The organism is Streptomyces sp. NRRL WC-3618 (assembly GCF_001280005.1).
Lineage (GTDB): Bacteria > Actinomycetota > Actinomycetes > Streptomycetales > Streptomycetaceae > Streptomyces.
Genome location: NZ_LGDW01000468.1, coordinates 1 through 24,962, shown reverse-complemented (window position 1 = coordinate 24,962; position 24,962 = coordinate 1). Strand labels below are relative to the sequence as shown.

Below are 24,962 nucleotides of genomic sequence, written 5' to 3'. Positions count from 1 at the left end.
CGGGTGGGTGCGGAGTCTTTCCGCAGCACGGGGAGTCGGTGCGGGCGTCACTGGGCGCTGCGCCCCCAGACCCCCCTCCGGCCCTGACGGGGCCTTGTCCTCAAACGCCGGACGGGCTGGAGATGCCGGGGCGGGTTGGAGACGCCGGCCGGGATATGGATGCCGGTAACGTCTCGCTCGTGGGTATCGAGAGCGATCAGGTCGTCTACGAATATCTGAGCAGGGTCGGAGACCTGGCCCAGCAGCGACAGTTGCCGTCCAGCGATCGGATGCGCCTCGTCTCCGGGCTGCGCGAGGAGATCGACCGCCGCCGCGCCAAGGCGCCGGTCGACAGCCCGGCCTCCGTACGCCGCATCCTCGACCGCATCGGCACCCCGGACGAGGTCGTCGCCGGCGCGGACCCCGGACCCGCCGCTCCCGAGGCGCCGCGTGTCGCCGTACCCGTGCAGCGCGACCGCGAGGAACCGCAGCGCAAGGGCAGGGGGCTCGGGCGTCTCGTACCGCGCCCGCGTCCGGCGGAGGCGGCGGAGACGTCCAAGTCGGCGGAGCCGTTCGCTCCGTTTCCCTCCGGGAGTGATCCCGTCCCGCCCCATCTCGCCGGCACCGACGAACTCGGGAACGGGGACGCGGACTGGTGGCTGGCGCGTCGTACGGGCCCGCTCACGGAGATGGACAGCCTCCCGCCCGGGTTCGTCGGCGGTCTGGAGATCCCCGACCTGCTCAAGCGGCCCCCCAGGCCGGCGAGGCCCGCCGACGCGGCCCCCGAACCCGCCACCGAAGCACACGAAGCGGACGCCGAGGACAGGACGGAGGACGAAACCCAGGCCGCCCCGCGCCGCCGCCCCCGGCTCCGCATCCCGCTCCCCTCCGGCCGCTGGAGCAACCCGCTGCTCCTCCTCGCCGCCGCTCTGCTCGTCGTGGGAGCGGTCCTCGGCAACCTCTACGCCCTCCTCGTCGGCTGGGCCATCGCCTACGCCTCTCGCCGGCTGACCCAGGCCGAGACGAAGTGGGCGGTCGTGTACCTGCCCGCGGCGGCGGTCGCGGCCGGCGTCGGCTGGCTGTGGGGCCGTACGCGGGGCCGCTGGGGCGAACCCATCGCCGAGGGCCACATGAACGAGGCCCTCACCCAGACCTGGCCGTGGGTCCTGCGCGGCGCCGCGATCGCCTCCGCCCTGTTCCTGGTCTGGCGCTCCCAGCGCTCACGCTGAGCCCCACAATGGTGCATATGACACTGACCGTCGGCTTCGACCTCGACATGACCCTCATCGACTCCCGCCCCGGCATCCACGCCTGCTACACGGCGCTCGCCGAGCGCACGGGCACGTTCATCGACGCCGACATGGCCGTCACCCGCCTCGGACCGCCCCTCGCGGACGAGCTCACGCACTGGTTTCCGGCCGATCGCATCGAGGCCATGAGCGATCTCTACCGGTCGATGTATCCGGCCATCGCCATCACCGCGACCCCCGCGATGACCGGCGCCCGCGCGGCGATCGAGGCCGTACGCGCGTCCGGCGGCCGGGCGGTCGTCGTCACCGCCAAGTACGAGGCGAACGCCGCACTGCACCTCGCGCACCTCGGCATCGAGCCCGACGCGCTCATCGGCGACCTGTGGGCCGAGCAGAAGGCGGTGGCCCTGCGCGAGCAGGGCGCGAGCGTGTACGTCGGCGACCACGTCGGAGACGTACGGGGCGCCCGGGCCGCCGGTGCGCTGTCGGTCGCCGTGCCCACCGGGCCCTGCGACGCCGCTGAGCTGCGCGCGGCGGGCGCGGACGTCGTCCTCGACGACCTCACGCACTTCCCGGCCTGGCTGGCCTCCTACCCGGGCGATCCGGGCTACTCGGACGCGACGGCCGCCCGCGCCTGACGGCGCCCCTCGGCCGCCGACCGGAGCACACCGGCGCCCGCGACGAGGAAGCCGACGCCCATGAGCATGCTCAAGCCGAACATGAACGTGGGGAATGGCGTCGTACCGAGGAGGAATGGGGCCACGGTGACCAAAGTGGCCACCGCACCGACGAAGAACACGATGGCACCGGCACGGATCAGCCGATCTCCGGCCGCGCCGGAATTCGTTTGGGTTTTGTCACGCACTCGACCAGGGTAGTTCCCTGCCCGAAGGAACAACCGGGCGACGTCTTGTCACCCGCCGTTCGGCCACTAGCCTTGGTACCGGCGGGTCAAGGGACCCGCCCGAGTGCTGTCAAGACTCGTTTTCCCACCCGTGGTTCGCAGTACCTTCAGCAGCCCGAAGCAGTTTTCCGACGAGTATGAGGACGAGGAACAGACGTGCCCACCGGCAAGGTCAAGTGGTTCAACAGTGAGAAGGGCTTCGGCTTTCTCTCCCGCGACGACGGCGGTGACGTCTTCGTCCATTCCTCGGTCCTGCCCGCCGGAGTCGATTCCCTCAAGCCGGGCCAGCGCGTGGAGTTCGGAGTTGTCGCCGGGCAACGCGGTGACCAGGCGCTTTCCGTCGTGATCCTGGACCCGACCCCGTCGGTCGCGGCGGCGCAGCGCAAGAAGCCCGACGAACTGGCCTCCATCGTCCAGGATTTGACGACCGTCCTGGAGAACATCACCCCGATGCTGGAAAGGGGCCGTTACCCCGAGAAGACCTCGGGCGCGAAGATCGCGGGCCTGCTGCGAGCGGTCGCCGACCAGCTCGACGTGTAGCCGGACGTGTAGGGCGTCGTCGGCAGATTCCCGAGATTCCCGTGGATCTCTAGGGGAAATCGAGTGCGTTCGGGCCGAGGGGCGGCACCAGCCCCTCGGCCGCCGCGCGTGTCAGCAGCCCCCGGACCGCCGCATAGCCGTCCTCGCCGAGGCCGGCGGTGAACTCGTTGACGTACAGCCCGATGTGCTGGTCGGCGACCTCCGGGTCCATCTCCTGCGCGTGCTCCAGGACATAGGCCCTGGAGGCCTCCGGGTCGTCCCAGGCGGCGCGTACGGACGTCCGGGCGGCCTCGGCCAGCAGGTGCAGCGTTTCGGCGCCCAGCGACCGCTTCGCGATGATCGCGCCGAGCGGGATCGGCAGCCCGGTCGTCGCCTCCCAGTGCTCGCCCATGTCCGCGAGCTTGTGCAGCCCGTAGTTCTGGTACGTGAAGCGCGCCTCGTGGATGACCAGCCCCGCGTCGACCTTCCCGTCCCGCACGGCGGGCATGATCTCGTGGAACGGCATCACGACGACCTCCCCGACCCCACCGGGGACCGTGTCCGCCGCCCAGAGGCGGAACAGCAGATACGCCGTCGACCGCTCGCTCGGCACCGCGACCGTACGGCCCGTCAGGTCGGCCCCGGCCTGCCGCGTGAGCACCAGCGGGCCGCAGCCCCGGCCCAGCGCGCCCCCGCAGGGCAGCAGCGCGTACTCGTCGAGGACGTACGGCAGCACGGCGTACGACACCTTCAGCACGTCGAACTCGCCGCGCTCGGCCATGCCGTTGGTGATGTCGATGTCCGCGAAGGTCACGTCGAGCGCGGGCGCGCCCGGCACCCGGTCATGGGCCCAGGCGTCGAAGACGAAGGTGTCGTTCGGGCAGGGCGAGTACGCGATCCGCAGCTTCCCCGGCTTCTCAGGGTGCTTCTGGGTGCTCATGGGGGTTCCAACTCTCCAGTACCGGTGTGAGCTTCCCGAAGGCCTCCGTCAGGGCCGTGAGCGCGTCGCCGATGCGCCAGGCGGCGCGGTCGCGGGGGCCGACGGGGTTGGACACGGCCCGGATCTCCAGTACCGGCACACCGTGCGCGGCGGCGGCCTCGGCGACGCCGAAGCCCTCCATCGCCTCGGCCAGCGCACCGGGGTGGCGGGCGCGCAGTTCGGCGGCGCGTTCGGCGGTGCCGGTGACGGTGGAGACGGTCAGGACGGTGCCGGCGCGGGCGCCGGTCGCGGTCGAGACATCTCGTACGAGTGCTTTCGGCGGACGGTGGGTGACGGTGCCGAAGCCGAGACCGGTGACCGGAACGAATCCTTCCGGTGTCTCGGCGCCCAGGTCCGCGACAGTGATCTCGTCGGCGACGACCAGCGAGCCGACCGGCGCCTCCGGCTGGAAACCGCCGGCGATGCCCGCCGAGACGACGAGGCCGTACGGGGTGCCGCGCAGCGCGGCGGTGGTGAGCGCCGAGGCGACGGACGCGGCGGAGGCGGCGGGGCCGACCCCCACCGCGACGATGTCGACCTGTCCGCCCTCAGCACCGCCGAACGCCTTTGCCACCGCGTCCCGTTCGACGGGAACAGCGGTGGCGACGAGTACGCGTACCCCTACTCGTACTTGTGACGTCGTCGGAATCGTCAGGAGTCCTTCTTCAGCTTGAACGACCAGAGGCCGTTGACCGTCTTGTCGCCCTCCTTGATGGAGACGAGCGTCGAGTTGCCCTGAGCGCCGTACTGGGCGTTGAAGAACACGCTGCCCGGGATCGCGCGGTACGTCTTGCTGCTGGAGTCGGTCAGCGGCTGACCGTTCAGCAGGATCGTCCAGCCCTTGTCGGCGATCTCCGGGTCGACACCGAAGCGCACGGTCTCGTCCGGGTCGACCTTGATGCTCTTGATGTCCGAGTCCTTGAGGCACTTGGCCACGTCGGCGGTCTTCAGCTCCTTGCCGTCGTCGTAGCAGGAGGCCTCCGAGTTCACCGAGGAACGGCCGACGGTGATCGTGGAGATCGGCGTCGGCTTGTCGCAGGCGGACAGGGCGAGCAGTCCGGCACCAACGGCGCCGACGGCGGCAACAGCGCGGCGACGGCGCGCACTGGAAGCGGAACGCAACGAGGTCATGGGCTGAAGGCTATCCGGCACCCGCGGCAGGGTTGTCACGTGGGTACGGCGTGCCGGGCGCCGGTAGTGGTGTCCCGGGCCCCCGGGGAGGGGGCGTCAGGCGACCCGGGGGTTGGCGCGGCCCCCGTGGCGGGCCGAGCCGATCAGGCCCTTGACGGTGGTCAACCAGCCCGCGGCGACGATCGCGGCGGCCACCGCGAGCCCCAGCTCGCCGACCAGCGGCAGCGCGATACCGATCGCGCCCCCGAGCACCCAGGCCACCTGGAGCAGCGTCTCCGAGCGCGCGAACGCGGAGGAGCGGACGAGTTCGGGGACGTCCCGCTGGATCAGCGCGTCCAGGGACAGCTTGGCGAGGGCCTGGCAGAACCCGGCGACCGCGACCAGGCAGGCCACCATGGCGGCCCCGAAGAAGAGCGCGGCGACGATCGTCGCGCCGAGGACAGCGGCGACGACCGTCACGACGATCAGCTCCGGCGCGCGTTTCTTCACGGCCGCCCCGACCGCCGTACCGAGCGCGTTGCCGGCGCCCGCCGAGACGGCGACCATGCCGAGCGACCAGGCGGCGCTCTGACCGGTCAGTGGATGCTCACGGAGCAGGAAGGCGAGGAAGAAGGTCAGGAAGCCGGAGAGGCAGCGCAGGGACGCGTTGGCGGCGAGGGCGTGGGTGACGGCCGTACCGACGGTGCGCAGTCCCGGGCGCTTGACCGGGTGCAGGTGCGGGCCGTGCAGATGGTCCGCGTCCGCCGCCAGCAGGGCGGTGTCCTCGCCCTTGGCGGAGTCCACCTTGGGCGGCAGCGAGAAGGACAGGAACGTACCCGCGATGAAGATCACGAAGGCGCCGTAGAGCGGAAACCGCGGACCGAGGGCCTGGAGTCCCGCGCCTATGGGGGCCGCGACACCGGTGGCGAGCAGGCCGCTCAGGGTGACCCGCGAATTGGCCTTGACCAGCGAGAAGCCGGGTGGCAGGAGGCGGGGCACCACGGCGCTGCGGACCACGCCGTACGCCTTCGAGGCGACCAGGACGCCCAGCGCGGCCGGGTACAGCTCGATGCTGCCGGTGGCGACCGCGGCGGCGAGCAGCAGGGCGAGGAAGGCGCGGGCGATCATCGCGCCGGCCATCGCGGCGCGGCGGCCGTGCGGGAGGCGGTCGAGGAGGGGGCCGATGACGGGGGCGAGGAGGGTGAAGGGCGCCATGGTGATGCCGAGATAGATGGCCACGCGCCCGCGTGCCTCGTCGGTGGGGACGGAGAAGAAGACGGTGGAGGCGAGGGCGATGGTGATCATGACGTCGCCGGCGCCGTTCACCGCGTGCAGTTCGATGAGTTTGCCGAGCCCGGACTCCCCGGCCCCGTGCGCGTGGGTCGCCTTGCGGATGCCCCGGGCCGTGCCGGTCACCGGGAAGTGCAGGGCGCGACCGACCGCGCGTACGGACCCGTTCACCCGGTTCCGTACGCCACGCCGGCCGCTCCGGGTGCCGGTGCCGCTCCGGTTGCTCCCCTCGGCCCCGCCGATTCCGGTGGCGCCGTGGGGCGACCTCTCGCTTGCCACCCCGCCATAGTGCCCCGGAAAAGGCGTACCTAGCGCGGTTGCCGCGCGTATGGGGCCGAGTGGGGTGGGGGAGGGAGGAGGAAGGGAGAGGGAGGAGGAAGGGAAGGGGGAAGAACAGCGGGAAGGGGCGCCGACTTTTTCTGCGAGTACCGCGAGGCCTACCAGGCCTACCGCGAGGCCTCCTGGCGCGTCTCTCGGACGGTTCATGTGGGGTGTTTTCCGGCCATCCGGAGCTGGGAAGAGTGGGGTGAGAGGCGAGTGGAAGGGGCGTCGGAGTTGCCACGGTTCGATGTCGGTCAGCCAGAACCGTCCCGTCGGTGTGGGCCCCGGGCGCTGGAGAAGGTAGCGTGCGTAGCGCGCAGTGGCGGTTGTTCTCGGCCGCGCGCCTCTCGGGCATCCCGCAGAATGGATGACGTAGGTGCGCCCGAGCGTGATCGGGCGCGAACGTTGACGCGGCCCTCTGGTCCGCTCCGTTCGCAACCGTTCGCACCCCGTCGGGACGGGCGCACTCGTGAGACGGCGTAGGAGAGAAGCGATACCTGTGAGCGCAGCGACAACGCGAAGCCGCACCCCCGACCGCCTGTGCGCCGAGGCCGTCGACCTCGCCCTTTCGGCGGCGGAGGAGGCGGCGGCACCGGGAGTGGTGGGCGAACACGCGGGCCTGATCTCCGAAGGGGACCGGGTCGTCACGCACTTCTTCGAGTGCAAGGAGTTCGGCTACCGGGGCTGGCGCTGGGCGGTGACGGTCGCCCGGGCGTCCCGGGCCAAACTGGTCACCCTGGACGAGGTGGTCCTCCTCCCCGGCCCCGACGCCCTCCAGGCACCGGAATGGGTGCCGTGGAGCGAACGGCTGCGCCCCGGGGACATGGGCCCCGGGGACCTGCTCCCGACGGACGCGGAGGATCTGCGTCTGGAGCCGGGCTACTCGGGCGAGGACGAGCCCCTGCCGAACTCGGTGCTCGCGTCGGCCCGGTCCGCGGCGGTTTCCGCCTCGGTGGAACTGGCGGCGGATCTGGCGGACGCCGAGGACGCGGACATCACGGCGGGTTCACCGTCCGACTTCACGGTCGTACCGGCCCGCGGTTCGATCGCGGCGGTCGCGGAGGAACTGGGTATGCGCCGGGCGCGCGTCCTGTCCCGGTACGGCCTCCACACCGCCGCCGACCGCTGGGAGGACGCCTACGGCTCCAACACGCCCATGGCCCAGGCCGCGCCGGCGACGTGCGTGAGCTGCGGGTTCCTGGTGGCGATCGGAGGGTCGCTCGGGCAGGCGTTCGGCGTGTGCACGAACGAGTTCGCCCCGGCGGACGGGCGTGTGGTGTCCCTGGCGTACGGCTGTGGTGGCCACTCGGAGGCAGCGGTGATGCCGACGCCGCCGGTTCCGCCGCCGCCGGTGATCGACGAGACGAAGGTGGACCCGTTCCCGCTGCGACCCGCGTCGGACTCCGGCTCGGTCTCGGTGGGTGGGGCGGACGAGGACGCGGCGGAACTCGGACACTCGTAGGCGTAGGGAGTGGGGTGGGGGCTGGGGCGCGGCCCCGGCGCCCCTCCAGGGGCGCGGGGAACTGCGCGACCAGCCCCCACCGACCTGCGGCAGACGAACTCCCGTCAGTTCTTGCTGCCGTCCACAATCACCGGCGTCCCCTTCGCATCCGTGCCACACGGCACCGCGTACACCGGATGGGCCTTGGCGGCCTCCCGGTAAGCCTCCAGGCACTGGTTGTACAGCACCTTGTCGCTCAGCGACTTCGCGAGGATCTCGTTGGCGCGGGCGATGCCCTCCGCCTCGATCCGCCTGCGCTCGGACTCCGCCTTCGCCGTACGCGACGCCTCGACGGCCCGCTCGGTGTCCTGCTCCTGCTGGATCTTCTTGTCGATCTGGTCCTGCAGCTTCTCCGACGGCTTCACGTTGCGCAGATTCACATTGGTGACGTCGATCCCGCGCGGTGCCAGGCGTGCCTTGATGAGCGTGGCGATCTCCGCGCCGATCTTCTCGCGGGCGGTGGCGTAACCCTCCTCGCTGGTGTGCTTCGCGAAGACGTTACGGATGATCTCGCGGCTGTCGGGCAGCACCAGCCGCTCCTGGACGGCCTCCTCACTGCCCGCCAGCCGGTACAGCTCGACCGCCTTGGCCGGGATCACGGCCCACTTGATGGTGATGTCCGCGTACAGCACCCCGCCCTGCGCCGAGCGGACCTCGACCACGTCCTTGTCGTAGAGGTCGAGATCCACGGGACGGGTGGAGAAGGACGTGACGTCGGTGAACGGCGACTCGAACTGGACGCCGGAGGTCATCGGTTTCCCGATCTTGCCGAAGGTCACCGGTACCCCGACCTCGTAGGCGCTCACTACATGGACGCACGCGAAGACACCGGCGAGCACGGCGGCGACGGCACTCAGCACCGCCCCGATCTTCCAGCCGCCGACCTCCCGGCCACGACCGACGAAAAAGAGCACGACCGCCGCTATGAGCAGCAGTATGGACAACACGAACATGGAGATCCCCCCTGAGGAACAGGCACCCGGTGCCTGGTTCACGGACCGGCGCCGCCTTGGGCGTGATCCGGAGGGAATGGTAAGGGGCGCCGGTTTCATGACTTCCGTCCCCTGGCACCTACGCGGTCCCCGGGGCCGACCGGGACGGTGGGCGGGCGCCCTGTCCGGCGCGCGGTACCTTCTTGCTCACGCCGATGAGGAGAGTCAACGTGAGCAAGTTCGTGCGACCGGCAGCTGAGGGCGCGGACCCTTTCGGTACGGCCCGTCTGCGCCGGGGTGTTCTGGACGCGTGGGCCACCAGCCCCGCCCGGTTCCGTGAGGATGCCAACGCCGAGGAGGATCTCGTCCTCGGCGGCTACCGGGACCGGCTCGTCGTCGAGCTCGCCCAGAACGCCGCCGACGCCGCCGCGCGGGCCGGGGTGCCGGGCAGATTCCGGCTCACTCTCCGCGAGGGCGTCCTCGTCGCCGCCAACACCGGCGCCCCGCTGGACGCCACCGGTGTCGAGTCCCTCTCCACGCTGCGCGCCTCCGCGAAGCGGGACGTCCAGGACGGTGGCCAGGACGGCAAGGAGACGGGCGCCGTCGGACGGTTCGGGGTCGGCTTCGCCGCCGTACTCGCCGTCAGTGACGAGCCCGCCGTCGTCGGACGGCACGGGGGTGTGCGGTGGGCGCTCGCGGAGGCCCGCGAGCTGGCCGCCGAGACCGCCCGGCACAGCCCCGGGCTCGGTGACGAGGTCCGGCGCCGCGACGGCCATGTGCCGCTGCTCCGGCTGCCGTTCGCCGCCGAGGGCACCGCTCCGGCGCCGTACGACACCGCCGTGATCCTCCCGCTGCGCGACACCGCCGCCGAGGATCTCGCGGAACGGCTGCTGAGCGGCGTCGACGACGCGCTGCTGCTGACGCTGCCCGGCCTGGAAGAGGTCGTCATCGAGGTGGGGGAGCAGACGCGTACCCTCAGCCGCCGCACCGACGGCGCCCTCACCCTCGTGGAGGACTCCCGGGACGGTACGAGCCGTTGGCGCACCGTCTCCGCGCACGGCCCCCTGGACGCCGCCCTGCTGGCCGGGCGGCCGGTCGAGGAGCGGCTGCGTCCGCACTGGTCGGTCACCTGGGCCGTGCCCGTCGACGCGGACGGGGCTCCCGTGCCGCCCCGGACCAGTCCCGTCGTGCACGCGCCCACACCGAGCGACGAACCGCTGGGCGTACCGGCGCTGCTCATCGCCTCGCTCCCGCTGGACACCGCCCGCAGGCATGCCGCGCCGGGTCCGCTCACCGACTTCCTGGTGCAGCGTGCCGCCGACGCGTACACCGAACTCCTCGCCGACTGGCACCCGGTGGGGGAGGGCATCATCGCGCTGGTGCCCGGCCCGCTGGGCAGGAGCGAGCTGGACGGCCAGTTGCGTCAGGCGATCCTCGAACGGCTGCCGCGCACCGCCTTCCTCCCGCCCGCGCTCGACCCGGGCGACGATGACGAACTGCCCTTCGCCCTGCGTCCCCGGGACGCGGAGGTCGTCGAGGGCGCCGGGGCCGAGACGGTCCGCGTACTCGCCGAGGTGCTGCCCACGCTGCTGCCCGCCGGGCTCGAACGCCGGGTGGAACTGCGGACGTTGGGGGTTGCCCGGGTCCCGCTGACCGAGGCCGTCGACCGGCTCGCCGGCCTGGAGAAGGCGCCCGAGTGGTGGCACCGGCTGTACGACAGCCTGGCCGGCGTCGACCCCGACCGGCTGAGCGGGCTGCCCGTGCCGCTCGCCGACGGCCGTACGACCATCGGGCCCCGGCAGGTACTGCTGCCCACCGGCGGCGAGGTGGGGGCCGCCGCCCCCGAGACGCTCGCCCGCCTCGGCCTCAAGGTCGCCCACCCGGACGCCGCCCACCCCCTCCTGGAGAAGCTCGGCGCCCTCCCGGCCACCCCGCGAGCCGTCCTCACCACCCCGCAGGTACGGGCCGCCGTCGCCGCGTCCCTCGACGAGGACGCCCGCAGCATGTCGTGGGACGACGAAGACGTCCCCGACGCGGAGGAGTTGGCCGACACGGTCCTCGCCCTCGTACGGGACGCGGGCCTCGAACCCGGCGACGAGCCGTGGCTCGGCGCCCTCGCCCTGCCCGACGAGGAAGGCGAGTTGGCCCCCGCCGGTGAACTGGTCCTCCCCGGCAGCGCGTTCGCCCAGGTGATCAGGGAGGGCGAACTGGCCTCGGTGGACGCTGAGTTGGCTGAGAGGTGGGGCGAGCAGCCGCTGGCCGCGTGCGGAGTCCTGGCGAACTTCGCCTTGGTCCGCGCCACCGACGTCGTCCTCGACCCGGACGAACTGGAGCCCCGGGACAGCGACTTCGCCGAGCCCGACGACCCGGGCTTGCTCGACGCCGTGGACGTGTGGAGCGAGGACATCCTCGACCGCTTCCCCGACTCGCCCGTGCCCCCGGTCGCCACGGAGCTGGTCGCCGTACGCGACCTCGACCTCGTCGATGACGACCGCTGGCCCCAGGCCCTCGCCCTCCTCGCCCAGCCGCCGCTGCGGGACGCGATCGTCCAGCCGGTGCGCGTCCTGCTGCCCGATGGCACGCACGAACTCGTACGGCCGTACACCGCTTGGTGGTTGCGCGGAAACCCGGTGCTGGACGGGCGCCGACCCGCCGGTCTCCTGGCAGCCGGCGGCGACCCGCTCCTGCGTGGCCTGTACGAGGAGGCCGACGCCACCGGGTTCGACGACGAGCAGGTGCTGCGGGCGCTGGGCGTACGGACGTCGGTGGCCGCCCTCCTCGACGAGCCGGGCGGCGCCGCCGAACTGCTGGACCGCCTCGCCGACCCCGACAGGGAGGTGAGCGGCGCCCAACTGCACGCCCTGTACGGCGCGTTGGCCGACCTCGATCCGGAACAGGTCACGCTGCCCGACGACTTGCGGGCCGTGGTCGACGGGCACGTGGAAGTGGTGGACGCGGCGGACGCCGTGGTGGTCGACTCACCCGACCTGCTGCCCTTCACCTCGGGCGTGCCGCTGCTCCCCGTACGCCCGGCGAGGGCCGCCGAGTTGGCGGAACTGTTCCAGGTGCGGAGGCTGAGCGAGTCGGTGACGGGCGAGGTGACGTCGGAGGGCTCGGAGCACGACGTACCGGAGTCGGTACGCGTACTGCTCGGTCCGGGGACACCGGCGACGTACGTCGAGCACGAGGAACTCGTCGTCGACGGCGTGGAACTGGACTGGCGCAGGACCAGGGACGGTGTCGTACACGCCGCCACCCTGGAGGGCGTCGCGGCGGGCCTCGCCTGGGCGGCCGGCCAGTGGCCGCGCCGGTTCGAGGTGGCGGCGCTGATGGAGGATCCGTCGAGGACTACGGAGCTGGCTCGGGATCGGTGGTTCGACTGAGGCGAGGGGTGGGGATGTGCTCGCCGACGCCGCACAGGAACGGTAATGCGAGCACAAAATCCTCGTGCCCTCCGCAACATTCCGCCACTTCCGTACAACCATCCCCACCTGTCACGGATCTGATCGATCGAGTCAACAGACTCCTACGATCACTCGGGCCCTGGTGCGCCGCGAGCCGCACGGATGGACTCCGTGCGGCCCAGCACCGCCGGGCCCCCTTTCTCCACTTGGGGAAACGCATGCGCATACGTGCCACTGTGGCCGCCGTCACCGGCGCCCTGGCCCTCTCCGCCCTTGCTGTGCCTGCCGCGCACGCCGCCGCGGCGCCCGACCTCACCTTCACCAAGGTGACGGTCAACAAGGGCAAGCCGATCGTCGCCCGCGCCTCGGGGACCACCTCCGTGCCGGTGATGTACACGTTCAAGCACGCCAGGGGTCTCGACATCCGCCCGGGCAGGCTCGCCACCCTTCCGTTCCTCTACGTCGGTAGGTTCGCCGACCTGGATCTGGAGAAGGTCCGCCTCCACGCCGACGATTCGGGCACCTGCACGGCTACTTCGTCGACCGTCGCCAGCTGCAAGGGTGTCATCAACCTGCGCACCAGTGGCGAAGACAGGCTCTTCAACACCGACGCGCGTAAGTGGAACGTGGGCGCCATCGCCGTCACGGACAGGGACGACCTCAAGAGCCAGGGCGACCTCGGCATCGCCCAGATCCAGTTCCACTCGAAGCTGTCCACCACCGACGCCACCCCGGAGCCGGTCGCGGCGGGCGCGACCATCACGGTCAAGGGCGCCCTGACCCGCGCCAACTGGAAGACCCACAAGTACGAGGGCTACGTCAACGCCCCGGTGGCGCTCCAGTTCCAGAAGAAGGGCACCACGGCCTTCACCACCGTCAAGACGATCAGGGCGGGTGCCGCCGGCGCGCTGAAGACCACAGTCACGGCATCGGTCGACGGCACGTACCGCTACGCCTTCGCGGGGTCGACCACAACCGCGCCTGTCACGGCGGCCGGTGACTACGTCGACGTGAAGTAGGCGGGGCGGGTCGCAGGTTCCGCAAGGTTCGTTTACGGAGAAGTGGGTGCCGCCGGCCAGGGTGGCAGCCGGTTACTTTGGCGCAGGCCGCAGGCGCGGAACCTGGGCGTCCTGACAATATAGGGGAACCACGTTGGCCCCGACGGAAGAGATTCCGGCGGGGCCAACCTTTGTTGCCACGTCCTACAGCGTTGCCATCGCCCGCGCGAGGGTCACCTTTTCCTCTCCGAAGGCGTCCTCGTGTTCCGGTCTCAAGAGAATCGTGGCCCCTGCCCGATCCAGCAGGACGAGCGACACCAGCAGGAGTCTGTGAGCCAGCCCGTGCTGTAGCAGCTGAAGTGTTGTCAGGAAGCGGCGAGCCCCACAAGGTCCGAAGTTCGGCGGGGCTCCGAACCTACTATTCGAACGTCACCGAGAAGCGATCGGACAATCCGAAGGATTGATCCTGCGACTGGACGCGGAGGAGGAGGTCGCGAATTTTTTCAAATTCGCTTTCACCGAGCACCGTTCTGCTGAGCGCTGATTCTCTCCAGACGATTTCGACGGGTCGCTCTACGTCCGTCGAGAGCCGATCCCACAGGGCGCTCAGATTGGCCCCATAGTGTGGGCCGAAGTCCAGAATTTGCGACAAGAGCTCATGCAGATCATTCTCGGAATGAATCGTCGCGCCATCGATTTCGATCCTCATGATTTCTCACTTCCAGTTAGGTAGCTGATGGAAGCTCTTGTAGTGGTCGTTGGTCACGTAGGCGAGCCCATCGTTCGAAAAGACCAACCGAGTTCCCGGCTGCTTTGACCGCTTCATCATGTTGTTGATCCCTATATCTGCCTCGTACCAGATCCGCCCTGCAGAGGGGGGCAGGAAACCGTCAGTATTCTCGAATATATCTCCGCCGATCTGAGCGCCGGGTATTTTATTTCCCAACGCCTTTCCCGGCTCCCAGCCGGCAGCAGCAGCTTGCGCCTTTGTTACGTAGTTGCTGGGCAGCTTCCCCGTCGCACCGAGACTTTCAACCAACGGATTTGCTGCCTCCGCAGCTCCAAGAACCCCACCGTACCGAGTACATGTGGAGTTATGCACGAGGACCGGAGTCTGGCCGGCCAGCACGTAGTACGTGTGGATGTCCGCGATGGCGAGGTTGTAGGTGGTCTGCCGTTGGGTGAAGGAGCGGTTCGCCTGAACCTGGACCGTGGACTTGTCGATGCTTAGAAGGGTCGTGCCCGGAGTCAGCCCGCCAGCCTCGATCCAGTTCTGCTGAGATGGGCTCCAGAACGGGTGCTCGCTGGTCGCGGTGAGCTTCTCAAGGCCGAAGCGGGTGGCGATCGTCAACTCGACGAATGCCTTATCGTCCCTGGTGACGATCTGACGGGTCACCTCACTGACGGCTGTCCGCCCGGAGACCGGGTCAGTGGCCAGTACACGATCACCAGGACGGACGTGTTGGATGTTCTTCCTGGAGCCATCCCCCATGAGGACCTTGGTGCCCGGTGGGAAGCATTTGGTGCAGATTCGCTTCAGCAGCTTCAGCTTGTCGTATGCCTTTTCCAGGGCCTTGAGTTTGGCGCTGATGAGGACGTCCACCGCGAGGCTGCTGCAGTGCTCGAAGTCCTTCTTCTGCAGGCAGGCTTCATATTCTCCGAGGCCGGCGAGTTCTTTGGTGCCATCCCACAGATCTTTCATGGCGGCGCCGAACTCTTCGCCGTTGGCCAGGATGTCGCAGTAGGTCTCACTCTGCTGGCACCAGCGGGCGAAGCCCTCCGGGTCGCAGGGGATGTAGCCCTGCTGGCACCGGTACATCGCGCGGGCACGCGCCCCCTCATCGTTCTTGGCCTTCTCCTTGGCTTCGACAGCGGCCTTACGGCGGGCCTCTTCCTCCTCCCGGTACTTTTTCACCGAGATCGTGAACGCTTCGGTGGCCGCCTTGAGCGCGGCGTCGGCGTCCTTGCCCGCGTCGATTGCCGACGTTTTTGCCTCGTCGGCGTAGCGCCATGCCGTGGACGCGCTGGCTTGGGCCATCTCCGAGGAGAGCGTGGCGTCGGCTGCTGAACGAGCGGCGTCGCCGGCGGCTGCGTCGGCGCTGTTGGCAGCGTTCCGGGCCGTCCTCGCGGATGCGGCGGCGCTCGCCGCAGAGGCCTCGGCGGCCTTGGCGTGCTGGACGGCCTCGGTGGCGTAGCCCTTGGCCTTGGTCGCGGAGTCGCTTGCCTTCTTCGCCCACTCGGTAGCCTCGGCCGCCGCTTTACGGGCTGTGGCTGCTACCTTCTGGGCGGTCGCGGCGTTCTGCTGTGCGGTGGCAGCGGCCTTCGCCGCGTCCGCGATCATCTTCTGGACCTGGGCCACGTGAGTGGCGGCCAAGTAGTCCTTGCGCTGAGCCTGGTACTGGCCGGAGACGATGAAGGCGTGCAGCGACTGAGGGGAGCCCTCCAGGGCGATCCGGGCAGCCGACTTCACCTCCGGGCTGCCGGTGTCGAACAGTTGCGCCGCTCTGACCCGCTCGTCCTGGGTCCGCGCGGTGAACTGTGTCCTGGTCAGGAACTTGCTGAACTTCTTGGGGTCGTCCGAGTTGAGGGCAGCGATCCCGGCCTCGGTGAGGATGGGGCCGGTGGCGGAGACGACCCGGGCGATCGCGACGCGCATGCTCTGTGCGGCGACCTTGTACTGGCCGTTGTCGATGAACTCGGTGACGGCGGCGGCGTTGCCGTCGAGGGCAGCCTCCGCGGCGTCCCGTACCTCCTTGTCCTCGCTTTCCTCCGCGAGGCGCTCGACGTAGAAGCGGTCGTCGCCCTCCTTGGCGGTCCGCCAGCCGTTGCGCAGGTAGTCGACGACGACCTCGTCGCTACCGGTGAGTGCGTCCTCGGCGGCGGCCCGTCCCCAGGCGGTGCCGTTCTGCATCACCAGGACGGCCAGTTTGCGGCCCTGGGTAGCGATGGCGGAGAGATCGGCCCCGGACTTCGCGGCCTCGGCCACCAGCCGGTTGCGCTCGGCTTCCCGGTCCTTGGCCGCCTGCTCCAGGGCGGTCTGTCCGGCCGTACGTGCGTCGGCCTCCGCCCGATGGTCCCGAGCGCGCTCGATGCCCGCGTTGGTCCGGCCGAGCAGTTCCTCGGCCTCGACCTCGCGGGCGATCTTGTAGATGTCCTGGGCCTTGTTCACGGCGGCGGTGGCCACGTTCGCGGCGGCGGTGGCCGCGCCGGCATGGCTCGTCGAACGGCCTGCGGCCTTGGAGGCGTTGCCCGCGTCCCTGGCCGCCTCGTCGGCGAACGTGGCCGCGTTGTTCGCGTGCGTGGCCGCAGACCTGGCGGCTACGCCCGCCTCGCGGGCCGCCTTGGCGGCCTTGGCTGCCAGGACCTCGGCGGCTGCAGCGGCACGCCTTGCCTCAGCGGCGTGACGCCGGGTGGACGCGGCGGCGGCACGCGCCTCTGCTGCGGCTGCGCTGGACTGGCCCGCGTAACTGCTGGCCTCGACGGCAGCGTCGGCGGCGAGCTGTGCGTTGGCGCCCGCGCTCGCGGCGGAGTGGGCCGCGTTGCCTGCCTCGTCGGCGGCGATGGCTGCCTGGTCGGCGGCATCGGCGGCGAGACCTGCGCCCTTCGCGGCTGTACGGGCGTTCTCGGCGGCCTGCCTCGCGGCCTGCGCGTTGTCCGCGTCGACCGCCGCATCGGCGGCGGCGTTACGGGCCCTGGACGCTGCCTGGGCGGCGCCGGCCGCAGCTGCGGCTGCCTGGGAGGCAGCGTTCGCGGCAATACGCGCCGAGCTGTTCGCGGCACGGGACGCGTCGATGGCCGTCTGTGCGGATGCGGCGGCCTGGGTTGCCGCCGTAGCGGCTCGACCTGCGGCGCTCGCAGCCTTGGTGGTGTCGCCCTTGGCCGCCTTGGCCTCGGTGGCGGCTTTCAGCGCGGCTTCCTTGGCGAGCTGCGAAGCCTGGACGGCCTTGGCGGACTCCGCCTTCGCCGCCGCGGTCTCCCTGGCGGCCAGCCTGCCGGCTTCCTTCGCGTGCTGGGCGAGCTGGGCGACGGTCGCGTGCTCCTGGTCCTTCGCGAGCGCGAGGTACTGGCCGACCTCCAGGAACTCCCGGATGTCGGCGGCGTTGCCGTTCAGCGCGAGGCGCCCGGCGAGCTGCACGTTGGTGCCGCCCGCGCCCATGAGCTGGGCGACCTGAACCCGCTCGTCCTGCTCGCGCTGCTTGTACTGGACTTCGCGGAGGAATTTCCGGACGTCGTCGGGTGTGCCGTTGAGTGCGGCGCGACCGGCGTCCTGGACATTGGGTCCACTCACACCCATGATCTGGGCGACTCGGACCCGGTTGTCCTGCTCCATCGGAGCTATCCAGCCGTCGTCGAGGAAGTCGCGTAGTTGGTCAGGGGTTCCGAACAGGGCTGTGCGAGCTGCGTTCAGCAGCTCAGGACCGCCCACCGAGGCGATCCGGGCCGCGGTCACCCGCTGGTCCTGGAAGGTCAGGTCGTCCGCGACCCCGAGGAAGGCGGCCACATCGGCGTTGCTGCCGGTCAGGGCGGCCTGGGCCGCCTCCTTGACGATGGGCCCACCGCCTTGCCAGTAGCCGACGACCATGTTGCGGTCGGTTGAAGTCACCTCCGACGCGGTGACGGATTCCCCTGCCCCCGTAGGCAGCTCCACGGCTACGGAGGGTGTTGAGCTCAGCAGGTTGGCGCTGAGCGCCAGAGGAAGCAAACCCAACGCGGCTCTGCGTATCAGGTGTACCGCTTTACCGGCAGTGTCGAACTGGTCAGTTCTTCGATTCACTGTGTACCTGTCTCGGTCATCGGTGACGCCTCCAAGTATGTATCTTCGAATAGTGGAGGGGAGAGCATAACCTCAACAATCTCAGCGTTCGAGTGAGATACCTGATCGTTGGATGTGTAGTCAGGCGGACTGGCTGGAATGGTCGATTTAGGTGTTTTAGGTTCCCTTGAAGGGAGGCTTCCGCGTGAGGGGGGCCACTTCGTTGGTGTGCGTGAAGGAAACGTGTTGACGACCGCTGAATCTGTAGTTACGGTGTGTCTTGTCTTTGCGTTCGCTTTGCTTGACCGGGTGTGGTTTTTCATCAAGATGGTGCCCTGACCTGGCCCTTCTTCCCCTGGGATCACTGCGATGGCGTCGGAGGCCGCGTCTCTGTACTCGCGTGGGTAATTTGCTACTTCATTGCATCTTGGCAAGGTCTTTTCGTGGGGAGACCTGTGCCCGAGGGGGTTTTCAATTGATTTCTCGTGCCCGGAGTTTCGCCATGTCAGGATCCTTGGGGTTCCTTGCCGTTCTGGCAGGTGTTTCCATTGCTTCCGCCGACAATCCGCCTCAGCCGCCGCCTTTTGCGGCCCCGCCTGCGGCGATCGAGGATTTCAATTACCCTGCGGCCGATCGAATCCTGGCTGAAAAGGGAATCAAGCTGAAGAAGGGTGATGGCCGCATCTTGCTGGCCGATTGCGATCAGGCTGCCGAGCAGATCCGAGTTCTGACCGTTGCGGACAGTTCCGTCGGTCGCGAGGGAACCTACTGCTTCAAGGCTCTCGGCAAGACCGGCAGTCTCACACTGGAACTGCCCAGGGTCTTCATGGTGCAGACCGCGGATCACCCGATCAGCGCCGACCTCACGGCCAACGGTGTGACCACGACCGTGGACGTGGCCAAGGACAAGAGCATGTCCGTCGGGGAAGCCGCCGCCGGGGGGGCCCGGTCGGTGCTCGTTGAGCTGCGAGTAACTGGTTGAGCCGAGTCCTGCGCGGGGCCGGTGCGGGTGGGTGGACGGCCGCAGGCCTCCTGGTGTCCGGCCGTCGTCGCGCGCCGCATGACGCACCTGATCGGCAGGTTCCTCTGCACGCGCAGAACACACTTTGTGATTCGAGGGAAACGTGATAAATGCCCGCCCGCGCAGGACGCGCACGGTCTGGACTGCTGGATTCTTGGCAGCTGGTCTCACGACTGGCCTATTGGTAGCTCCGTCGGCCCAGTCCGCGACGGGCGGCCAAGTCGACACCACCGAAGACCAGTTCGTCGTCAAGCTCTACATCGGGACCGGTACCGACAGGGAGCGGAGTTGCTCCGGCACGCTAGTCGACCAACAGTGGGTGCTCACCGCCGCCAGCTGTTTTGCGGCCGACCCGCGCCAAGGCTTCAAGATCATCGCGGGAAAGCCGGCCGAGACCACCATGGTGACCCTCGGCGGCGCTCGCCCCACGGCCGCGCAGATTGCCAAACAGAAAGTCCTGGAGCTGGTCCCGTACCCGGATCGAGACCTTGTCATGGCTCGCATCGGCGACGCGACCACGGTCCAGGACCCCCTCGACGGGCCTTTCCCGGGTGTTGCCACGGCTGACGTCGGCCTCGATCTACCGAACCAGGGCGACCAGTTGCGGGCTGTCGGCTTCGGGCGCACGAAGGACGAATGGGTCCCCGGACGTGCGCACAAAGGCACCTTTGCCGTGGGCGCTGTGAACGCGGCCACGCTCGATATCTCACCAGCGGCATCCGATGGAGCCTCACTCTGCAAGGGCGACTCCGGTGCCCCGGTGCTGCGCGACGACAGGGTGGTCGGGGTGGTCATCGCGGCCTGGGACGGGGGCTGCTTCAACTCCGACGAGACCCGTACCGGGGCCCTCGCCACACGTGTCGACGACATCGCGGGCTGGGTGCGACAGGTCCGCCTGACATCCCGGAAGACGCACGTCACTGACGTGATGACGGCGGCTGACTTCAACGGCGACGGCAGGACGGACATCGCGACCCTCTTGGCGGGTGGCAGAGTGGAGATCTTTTACAGCCGCCCGGACGGCACGCTTGAGTACGGGATCTTCATGAATGTTGTGTCTGGGACCATGCCAAAGCAACTTATTGCGGGGGACTTCAGGGAAGCGGATGGGCCCGAAGTGGTCGCGGTGGACAAGGACGGTGACCTACTTCTGATGCGCCCGTGGTGGCTCAACGCGTGGCGAGTTACGCGTCTCTGGACGGACGTCACATGGAAGAACCCGCTGCCTGCCGCTGCTCTCAAGGTCGGTACTTCGGGACTCGACACACTGTTGTTCCAGTGGCCCGATGGGTCTCTCTACACGTACAAGAGGGACGTTGATGGCGTGCTCGTCAACCAGAAGCAGTCGATGTGGCCCGACAAGACCTGGAAGAAGAGGCACATCGCCACGGCTGACTTCAATGGCGACGGCTTCGACGACATCGCCGCCGTAGCCACCGACGGCGCGTTGCACCTCTACCCGGGCAAGGCCGACGGCTCCTTCGACAAGGCCCGCTCCATGTGGCCCGACAAGACCTGGACCAGCCAACGCCCCTTCCAGGCCGGCGACTTCAACGGTGACGGCAAGGCCGACATCGCCGCTATGCGTACGGCTGGCGACCTGCGCTTCTACGCGGGCGACGGCAAGGGCGGACTGGCCGCGAGCCGAACCATGTGGCCGGCTGTGTAAGTAGCCGAAGCCGATCACGAAAGCTCGACTCGTCGTTGTCCCGGGTGTCCCGGTTGTCCCGTACGGAACGCTGTTCTGTACGGGACAGACCACGGACTGAGCAGCGCCGGTGACGGACGCCATGCGTGAAACGGGACCGAAGTCAGTAACGCCCGTACAGCCGTTCCCACGCGTCACTAATCTGAGCATGCGAGTCACCAGACTCCGCGATCACTTGGGCCCCGACGCGATGACGAGCCACGAGGACGACCACCGTCGGGCGCCCCTTCTCGACGTGAGGAAACGCATGCGCATAGGTGCCACGCTGGCCGCTCTCTCCGGCGCCCTGGTCCTCTCCGCCGTCCTTGTGCCGGTCGCGCTGGCCGATGGCGACAAGCCGTATCCGCTGGACGTCTCCTTCTCCAACATCACGATCAACAAAGGCAAGCCGATCGTGGCCGGCACCACCGGCGCGCTGACCGTGCCGATCACCTACACACTGACCCACGGCGCCGACGTCGACATCGCCGCCGAGGACTTCTTCACCGACGTCGAGCTGTACTACGGCGGCTCGTACGTCAACTCCGAAGCCGGGCTGTACGGCGACGACTGGGCCCACTGCACGGCCGCCTCGCCGACCGTCGCCCACTGCACCCAGTCCATCGTGCTCCATCCGGCGCGGGATCTGTTCGACGCGACCGCCGGAAAGTGGAAGGCGTACGCGTACGCGAGGGAACTGAACGGCCAGGACCCTGGCAGCGACGACTACGACGTGACCAGGACCGGGGCCGTCGAGAAAGACGGCATCGCCGGACCCAGCGTCCTGCGCCTCGCCAAGCTGAGCGTCGATGCCTCGCCGGAGCCGGTCAGGAAGGGCGCGACCATCACCGTCACCGGTCGGTTGACCCGGGCCGGTTGGGAGGGTGCCAAGTACGCCGGGTACGGCAATCAGGCGGTGAAGCTGCAGTTCCGTAAGAACGGCACCAACACCTACACCACCGTCAAAACCATCAGGACGGCGGCCAACGGGGACCTGAAGACGACCGTCAAGGCGACCGTTGACGGGTTCTTCCGGTACGTGTCCGCCACTACGACGACCACCTCGGACGCGTACGCCGCGCCCGACTTCATCGACGTGAAGTGACCGCTGCGTAAGGGGTGTGCAAAAACACGTCCCCGTCGCACAACCAACCGCTCCCCCCGTGAATCTGATCATGGGGGTCAACAGGCTCCACGATCACTTGGGTCCCGAGGTGAGTGCGCGTCGTGCGGACGATCGCCGTCGGGTCCCTTCTCCATGTGGGGAACACGCATGCGTATACGTGCCACCGTGGCCGCCGTTTCCGGCGCCCTGGCCCTCTCCGCTCTCGCTGTGCCGGCCGCGCAGGCCGACGTTCACGCCTCCGGCGGTGACTCCAACTACCGCGCGAACATCGCGAAGCTGCTCGGGGGCGGCAAGACCGCGTTCGTCACGTCGCCCGTCGAGGGTGGCGAGCCGTACAAGCTGAACGTCACCTTCTCTGACTTCAAGGTCGCCAAGTCGATCACCGTCGGCGCCACCGGCCACCTCGTCGTGCCGATCACCTACAAGCTGACCCACGGCACCGAGGTCAACATCAAGGCCTCCGACTTCGTGAGCGTCCCCGTTCTCTACCGGGGATCCGGCCCCGAAGCGCCCGACGTGAGCGGAGTGCTCCTCGCAGAGAAGCCCGCCACCTGCACCGCCACGTCGACGACGGTCGCCAACTGCAAGGCCGGCATCGACATCTACCCCGCGGAGGGTGACCTGACCGTCGCCGACGCCGGGAAGGTCTGGACGGGCGGTGCGGCAGCCATCGCCCTCAACGGCCAGGTCCTCGATGGCCCGACCATCGACCCCTCCAAGATCGGCGTCGCCCAGCAGATGGACCTCGGCACCACCACCGTGCGCCGTCTCGCCAAGCTGACCCTCAACGCCTCGCCGGAGCCCGTTCGCAAGGACGCGACCATCACCGTCACCGGTCGGCTGACCCGGGCCAACTGGGACGGGGCCAACTACACCGGGTACGGGAACCAGGCGGTGAAGCTGCAGTTCCGGAAGGGCGGCACGAACACTTACACCACCGTCAAGACCATCCGGACGGCGGCCAACGGTGACCTGAGGACGACCGTCAAGGCGACCGTCGACGGGTTCTTCCGGTACGTCTCCGCCACCACGACGACCACCTCGGACGCGTACGCCGCGCCCGACTTCATCGACGTGCGGTAGACCGCTTTACGCCGGGAAGCGGCGGTCCACCCACCTCCACAGGAGCTCCAGGGTGGCCGCCGCCACCGCCGCGATGGCGACAGCGATCCATGGCATCGTCGCGCCCACCAGCTTCAGCGCGAAGAACCTCTGGAGCGACGGTACGACCAGGACCACCAGGAATCCCGCGCCCATCGACGCGACCAGGGCGATCCGCCACCATGTGTAGGGGCGGGCGATGATCGCCAGTACCCACATGGAGATCAGGAACAGGGTGAGGGTCGCCGCGCTCGTCTCCGCGTCCAACGCGCCTGCTCCTGTGTAGTAGTGACGAGCTATCAGGTACGTCGCGAAGGTTGCCACGGCCGCCAGTACGCCGCCCGGGATCGAGTAGCGCATCACCCGGCGTACGAAGTGGGGTTTCGCGCGTTCCTTGTTGGGGGCCAGGGCCAGGAAGAACGCCGGGATGCCGATCGTCAGCGTGGAGAGCAGGGTCAAGTGGCGGGGCAGGAAGGGGTATTCGACCCGCCAGCACACCACCAGGACGGCCAGCAGTACCGAGTAGACCGTCTTGACCAGGAACAGGGTCGCCACGCGGGTGATGTTGCCGATGACCCTGCGGCCCTCCGCCACCACCGAGGGCAGCGTCGCGAAGCTGTTGTTGAGCAGGACGATCTGCGCCACGGCCCGTGTCGCCTCCGAGCCCGAACCCATGGCCACGCCGATGTCGGCGTCCTTCAGGGCCAGTACGTCGTTCACGCCGTCGCCCGTCATCGCCACCGTGTGCCCGCGTGACTGCAACGCGCCCACCATGTCCCGCTTCTGCTGCGGGGTGACCCGGCCGAAGACCGTGCCCTCGTCGAGTGCTGACGCCAACTCGTTTGTGGCGGTTGGTAGTTGGCGGGCGTCCAGGGTGGTGCCGGTCAGGCCCAGTTTGCCCGCCACCGCGCCCACCGACACCGCGTTGTCGCCCGAGATGACCTTCGCGTCGACGTCCTGCTCGGCGAAGTAGCGGAGCGTGTCCGCCGCGTCGGGGCGCAGGCGCTGCTCCAGGACGACCAGGGCGGTGGGGGTGGTGCCGGTGGCCACCTCGGGGTGGTCGAGTTCGCGGGTGGTGCGGGTGAGGAGGAGGACGCGCAGGCCGGCCTGGTTCAGGCGGTCCGTCTCGGCGAGGGCGGGGTCCTGGGAGGGCAGGAGGACGTCCGGGGCGCCCAGCAGCCAGGTGCTCGTCTCCCCGTTGCCCTCGCTGAACGTCGCGCCGCTGTACTTGCGCGCCGAGGAAAACGGCAACGCCTCGGTGCAGCGCCAGTCCTCGCTGTCCGGGTAGGCGTCGATGACGGCCTGGAGGGAGGCGTTCGGGCGGGGGTCGGACTCGCCGAGGGCGCCCAGGACACGCCGTACGTACGTCTCGTCGCTGTCGCCCAGGGAGCGCAGCTCGGTCACGTCCATGCCGCCCTCGGTCAGCGTGCCCGTCTTGTCCAGGCAGACCGTGTCGACGCGGGCGAGGCCCTCGATCGCCGGCAGCTCCTGGACGAGGCAGTCCTTCCGGCCGAGCCGGATGACACCGATCGCGAAGGCGACGGACGTGAGCAGGACGAGGCCCTCCGGGACCATCGGGATGATGCCGCCGACCGTACGGGCCACCGAGTCCTTCAAACCGTGGTTCTTGACGACCAGTTGCGTGATGCACAGGCCGATCGCGGCCGGGACCATCATCCAGGTCACGTACTTGAGGATCGTCGAGATCCCGGTACGGAGTTCCGAGTGGACGAGGGTGAAACGGGAGGCCTCTTCGGCGAGCTGGGCCGCGTACGCTTCACGGCCGACCTTCGTCGCCGTGAAGGCGCCCCCGCCCGCGACGACGAAACTGCCCGACATGACCTGGTCGCCGGGCCGCTTGACGACGGGGTCGGCCTCGCCGGTGAGCAGCGACTCGTCGATCTCCAGGCCGTCGGCCTCCACGCACTCGCCGTCCACGGCGATCTTGTCGCCGGGGCCGATCTCGATGACGTCGCCGAGGACGAGGTCGGAGGTGCTCACCTCGGCGGCGACTCCGTCGCGGCGGACCGTGGGTCTGGCTTCGCCGATCACGGCCAGGGAATCGAGGGTTTTCTTCGCCCGCCACT

19 protein-coding genes are annotated in these 24,962 nt (G+C 69.2%); 10 read left to right on the top strand and 9 right to left on the bottom strand.

Annotated features, from left to right (window positions below):
* Positions 1–179: 179 nt before the first annotated feature.
* Together ADL01_RS35090 and ADL01_RS35085 are read left to right on the top strand one after the other, a co-directional pair.
* Positions 180–1,208, top strand: coding sequence for a hypothetical protein (locus ADL01_RS35090; RefSeq protein WP_053746110.1), 1,029 nt, complete (start codon positions 180–182; stop codon positions 1,206–1,208).
* A gap of 17 nt (positions 1,209–1,225) precedes the next feature.
* Positions 1,226–1,867: an HAD family hydrolase gene (locus ADL01_RS35085; protein ID WP_107091081.1), complete on the top strand. Its 642-nt coding sequence runs from the start codon at positions 1,226–1,228 to the stop codon at positions 1,865–1,867.
* Here ADL01_RS35085 and ADL01_RS35080 read toward each other — a convergent pair.
* Positions 1,837–2,094, bottom strand: coding sequence for a hypothetical protein (locus ADL01_RS35080; protein ID WP_053746100.1), 258 nt, complete (start codon positions 2,092–2,094; stop codon positions 1,837–1,839). The genes ADL01_RS35085 and ADL01_RS35080 overlap by 31 nt on opposite strands.
* Before the next feature lie 195 nt (positions 2,095–2,289).
* Here ADL01_RS35080 and ADL01_RS47600 point away from each other — a divergent pair, with 195 nt between their 5' ends.
* Entirely contained in the window at positions 2,290–2,673 is a 384-nt protein-coding gene (locus ADL01_RS47600) for a cold-shock protein (RefSeq protein WP_006380984.1), read from the top strand.
* 49 nt (positions 2,674–2,722) lie between these two features.
* Here ADL01_RS47600 and ADL01_RS35070 read toward each other — a convergent pair whose 3' ends face one another.
* The 4 genes from ADL01_RS35070 to ADL01_RS35055 form a co-directional block, all read right to left on the bottom strand.
* On the bottom strand, positions 2,723–3,592 hold the full coding sequence (locus ADL01_RS35070; protein ID WP_199835007.1) for a 1,4-dihydroxy-6-naphthoate synthase: 870 nt from the start codon (positions 3,590–3,592) through the stop codon (positions 2,723–2,725).
* The gene (locus tag ADL01_RS35065) at positions 3,570–4,280 is read right to left on the bottom strand and encodes a futalosine hydrolase (RefSeq protein ID WP_234354900.1); all 711 of its coding nucleotides are present in this window, start codon (positions 4,278–4,280) and stop codon (positions 3,570–3,572) included. Before ADL01_RS35065 ends, ADL01_RS35070 begins: the two co-directional genes overlap by 23 nt.
* A 2-nt stretch (positions 4,281–4,282) precedes the next feature.
* Positions 4,283–4,762: a hypothetical protein gene (locus tag ADL01_RS35060; RefSeq protein ID WP_053746098.1), complete on the bottom strand. Its 480-nt coding sequence runs from the start codon at positions 4,760–4,762 to the stop codon at positions 4,283–4,285.
* Positions 4,763–4,858: 96 nt separating this feature from the next.
* Positions 4,859–6,310, bottom strand: a complete 1,452-nt coding sequence (locus tag ADL01_RS35055; RefSeq protein ID WP_199835006.1) for an MFS transporter — start codon at positions 6,308–6,310, stop codon at positions 4,859–4,861.
* A gap of 541 nt (positions 6,311–6,851) precedes the next feature.
* Between ADL01_RS35055 and ADL01_RS35050 the strand changes: the two genes are divergently transcribed.
* Positions 6,852–7,814, top strand: coding sequence for a DUF3027 domain-containing protein (locus ADL01_RS35050; protein WP_053746096.1), 963 nt, complete (start codon positions 6,852–6,854; stop codon positions 7,812–7,814).
* Positions 7,815–7,918: 104 nt separating this feature from the next.
* On the opposite strand, the gene ADL01_RS35045 is transcribed toward ADL01_RS35050, so the two are convergent.
* Positions 7,919–8,806, bottom strand: a complete 888-nt coding sequence (locus ADL01_RS35045) for a prohibitin family protein (protein WP_053746095.1) — start codon at positions 8,804–8,806, stop codon at positions 7,919–7,921.
* Positions 8,807–9,015: 209 nt separating this feature from the next.
* On the opposite strand from ADL01_RS35045, the gene ADL01_RS35040 reads away from it, so the two are divergent.
* Positions 9,016–12,168 carry a sacsin N-terminal ATP-binding-like domain-containing protein gene (locus ADL01_RS35040; protein ID WP_053746094.1) on the top strand — a complete coding sequence of 1,051 codons (3,153 nt, stop codon included), beginning with the start codon at positions 9,016–9,018 and terminating at the stop codon, positions 12,166–12,168.
* 239 nt (positions 12,169–12,407) lie between these two features.
* Positions 12,408–13,208, top strand: coding sequence for a hypothetical protein (locus ADL01_RS35035; protein ID WP_053746093.1), 801 nt, complete (start codon positions 12,408–12,410; stop codon positions 13,206–13,208).
* A 397-nt stretch (positions 13,209–13,605) separates the two neighbouring features.
* Here ADL01_RS35035 and ADL01_RS35030 read toward each other — a convergent pair whose 3' ends face one another.
* Positions 13,606–13,896, bottom strand: a complete 291-nt coding sequence (locus tag ADL01_RS35030; protein WP_053746092.1) for a barstar family protein — start codon at positions 13,894–13,896, stop codon at positions 13,606–13,608.
* A 6-nt stretch (positions 13,897–13,902) separates the two neighbouring features.
* Positions 13,903–17,790, bottom strand: a complete 3,888-nt coding sequence (locus tag ADL01_RS35025; RefSeq protein WP_053746091.1) for a polymorphic toxin-type HINT domain-containing protein — start codon at positions 17,788–17,790, stop codon at positions 13,903–13,905.
* Between the two features lie 652 nt (positions 17,791–18,442).
* Here ADL01_RS35025 and ADL01_RS43040 point away from each other — a divergent pair.
* The 4 genes from ADL01_RS43040 (at position 18,443) to ADL01_RS35005 (ending at position 22,857) form a co-directional block, all read left to right on the top strand.
* On the top strand, positions 18,443–18,922 hold the full coding sequence (locus ADL01_RS43040; RefSeq protein WP_063783626.1) for a hypothetical protein: 480 nt from the start codon (positions 18,443–18,445) through the stop codon (positions 18,920–18,922).
* 142 nt (positions 18,923–19,064) lie between these two features.
* On the top strand, positions 19,065–20,630 hold the full coding sequence (locus tag ADL01_RS35015; protein ID WP_078960935.1) for an FG-GAP-like repeat-containing protein: 1,566 nt from the start codon (positions 19,065–19,067) through the stop codon (positions 20,628–20,630).
* A 187-nt stretch (positions 20,631–20,817) separates the two neighbouring features.
* The gene (locus tag ADL01_RS35010; RefSeq protein WP_324614650.1) at positions 20,818–21,753 is read left to right on the top strand and encodes a hypothetical protein; all 936 of its coding nucleotides are present in this window, start codon (positions 20,818–20,820) and stop codon (positions 21,751–21,753) included.
* Between the two features lie 168 nt (positions 21,754–21,921).
* Positions 21,922–22,857: a hypothetical protein gene (locus tag ADL01_RS35005; RefSeq protein WP_053746088.1), complete on the top strand. Its 936-nt coding sequence runs from the start codon at positions 21,922–21,924 to the stop codon at positions 22,855–22,857.
* A 6-nt stretch (positions 22,858–22,863) separates the two neighbouring features.
* Here ADL01_RS35005 and ADL01_RS35000 read toward each other — a convergent pair.
* Positions 22,864–24,962, bottom strand: a 2,099-nt coding sequence (locus tag ADL01_RS35000) for an HAD-IC family P-type ATPase (RefSeq protein WP_053746087.1), incomplete at its 5' end; no start/stop codon positions are given.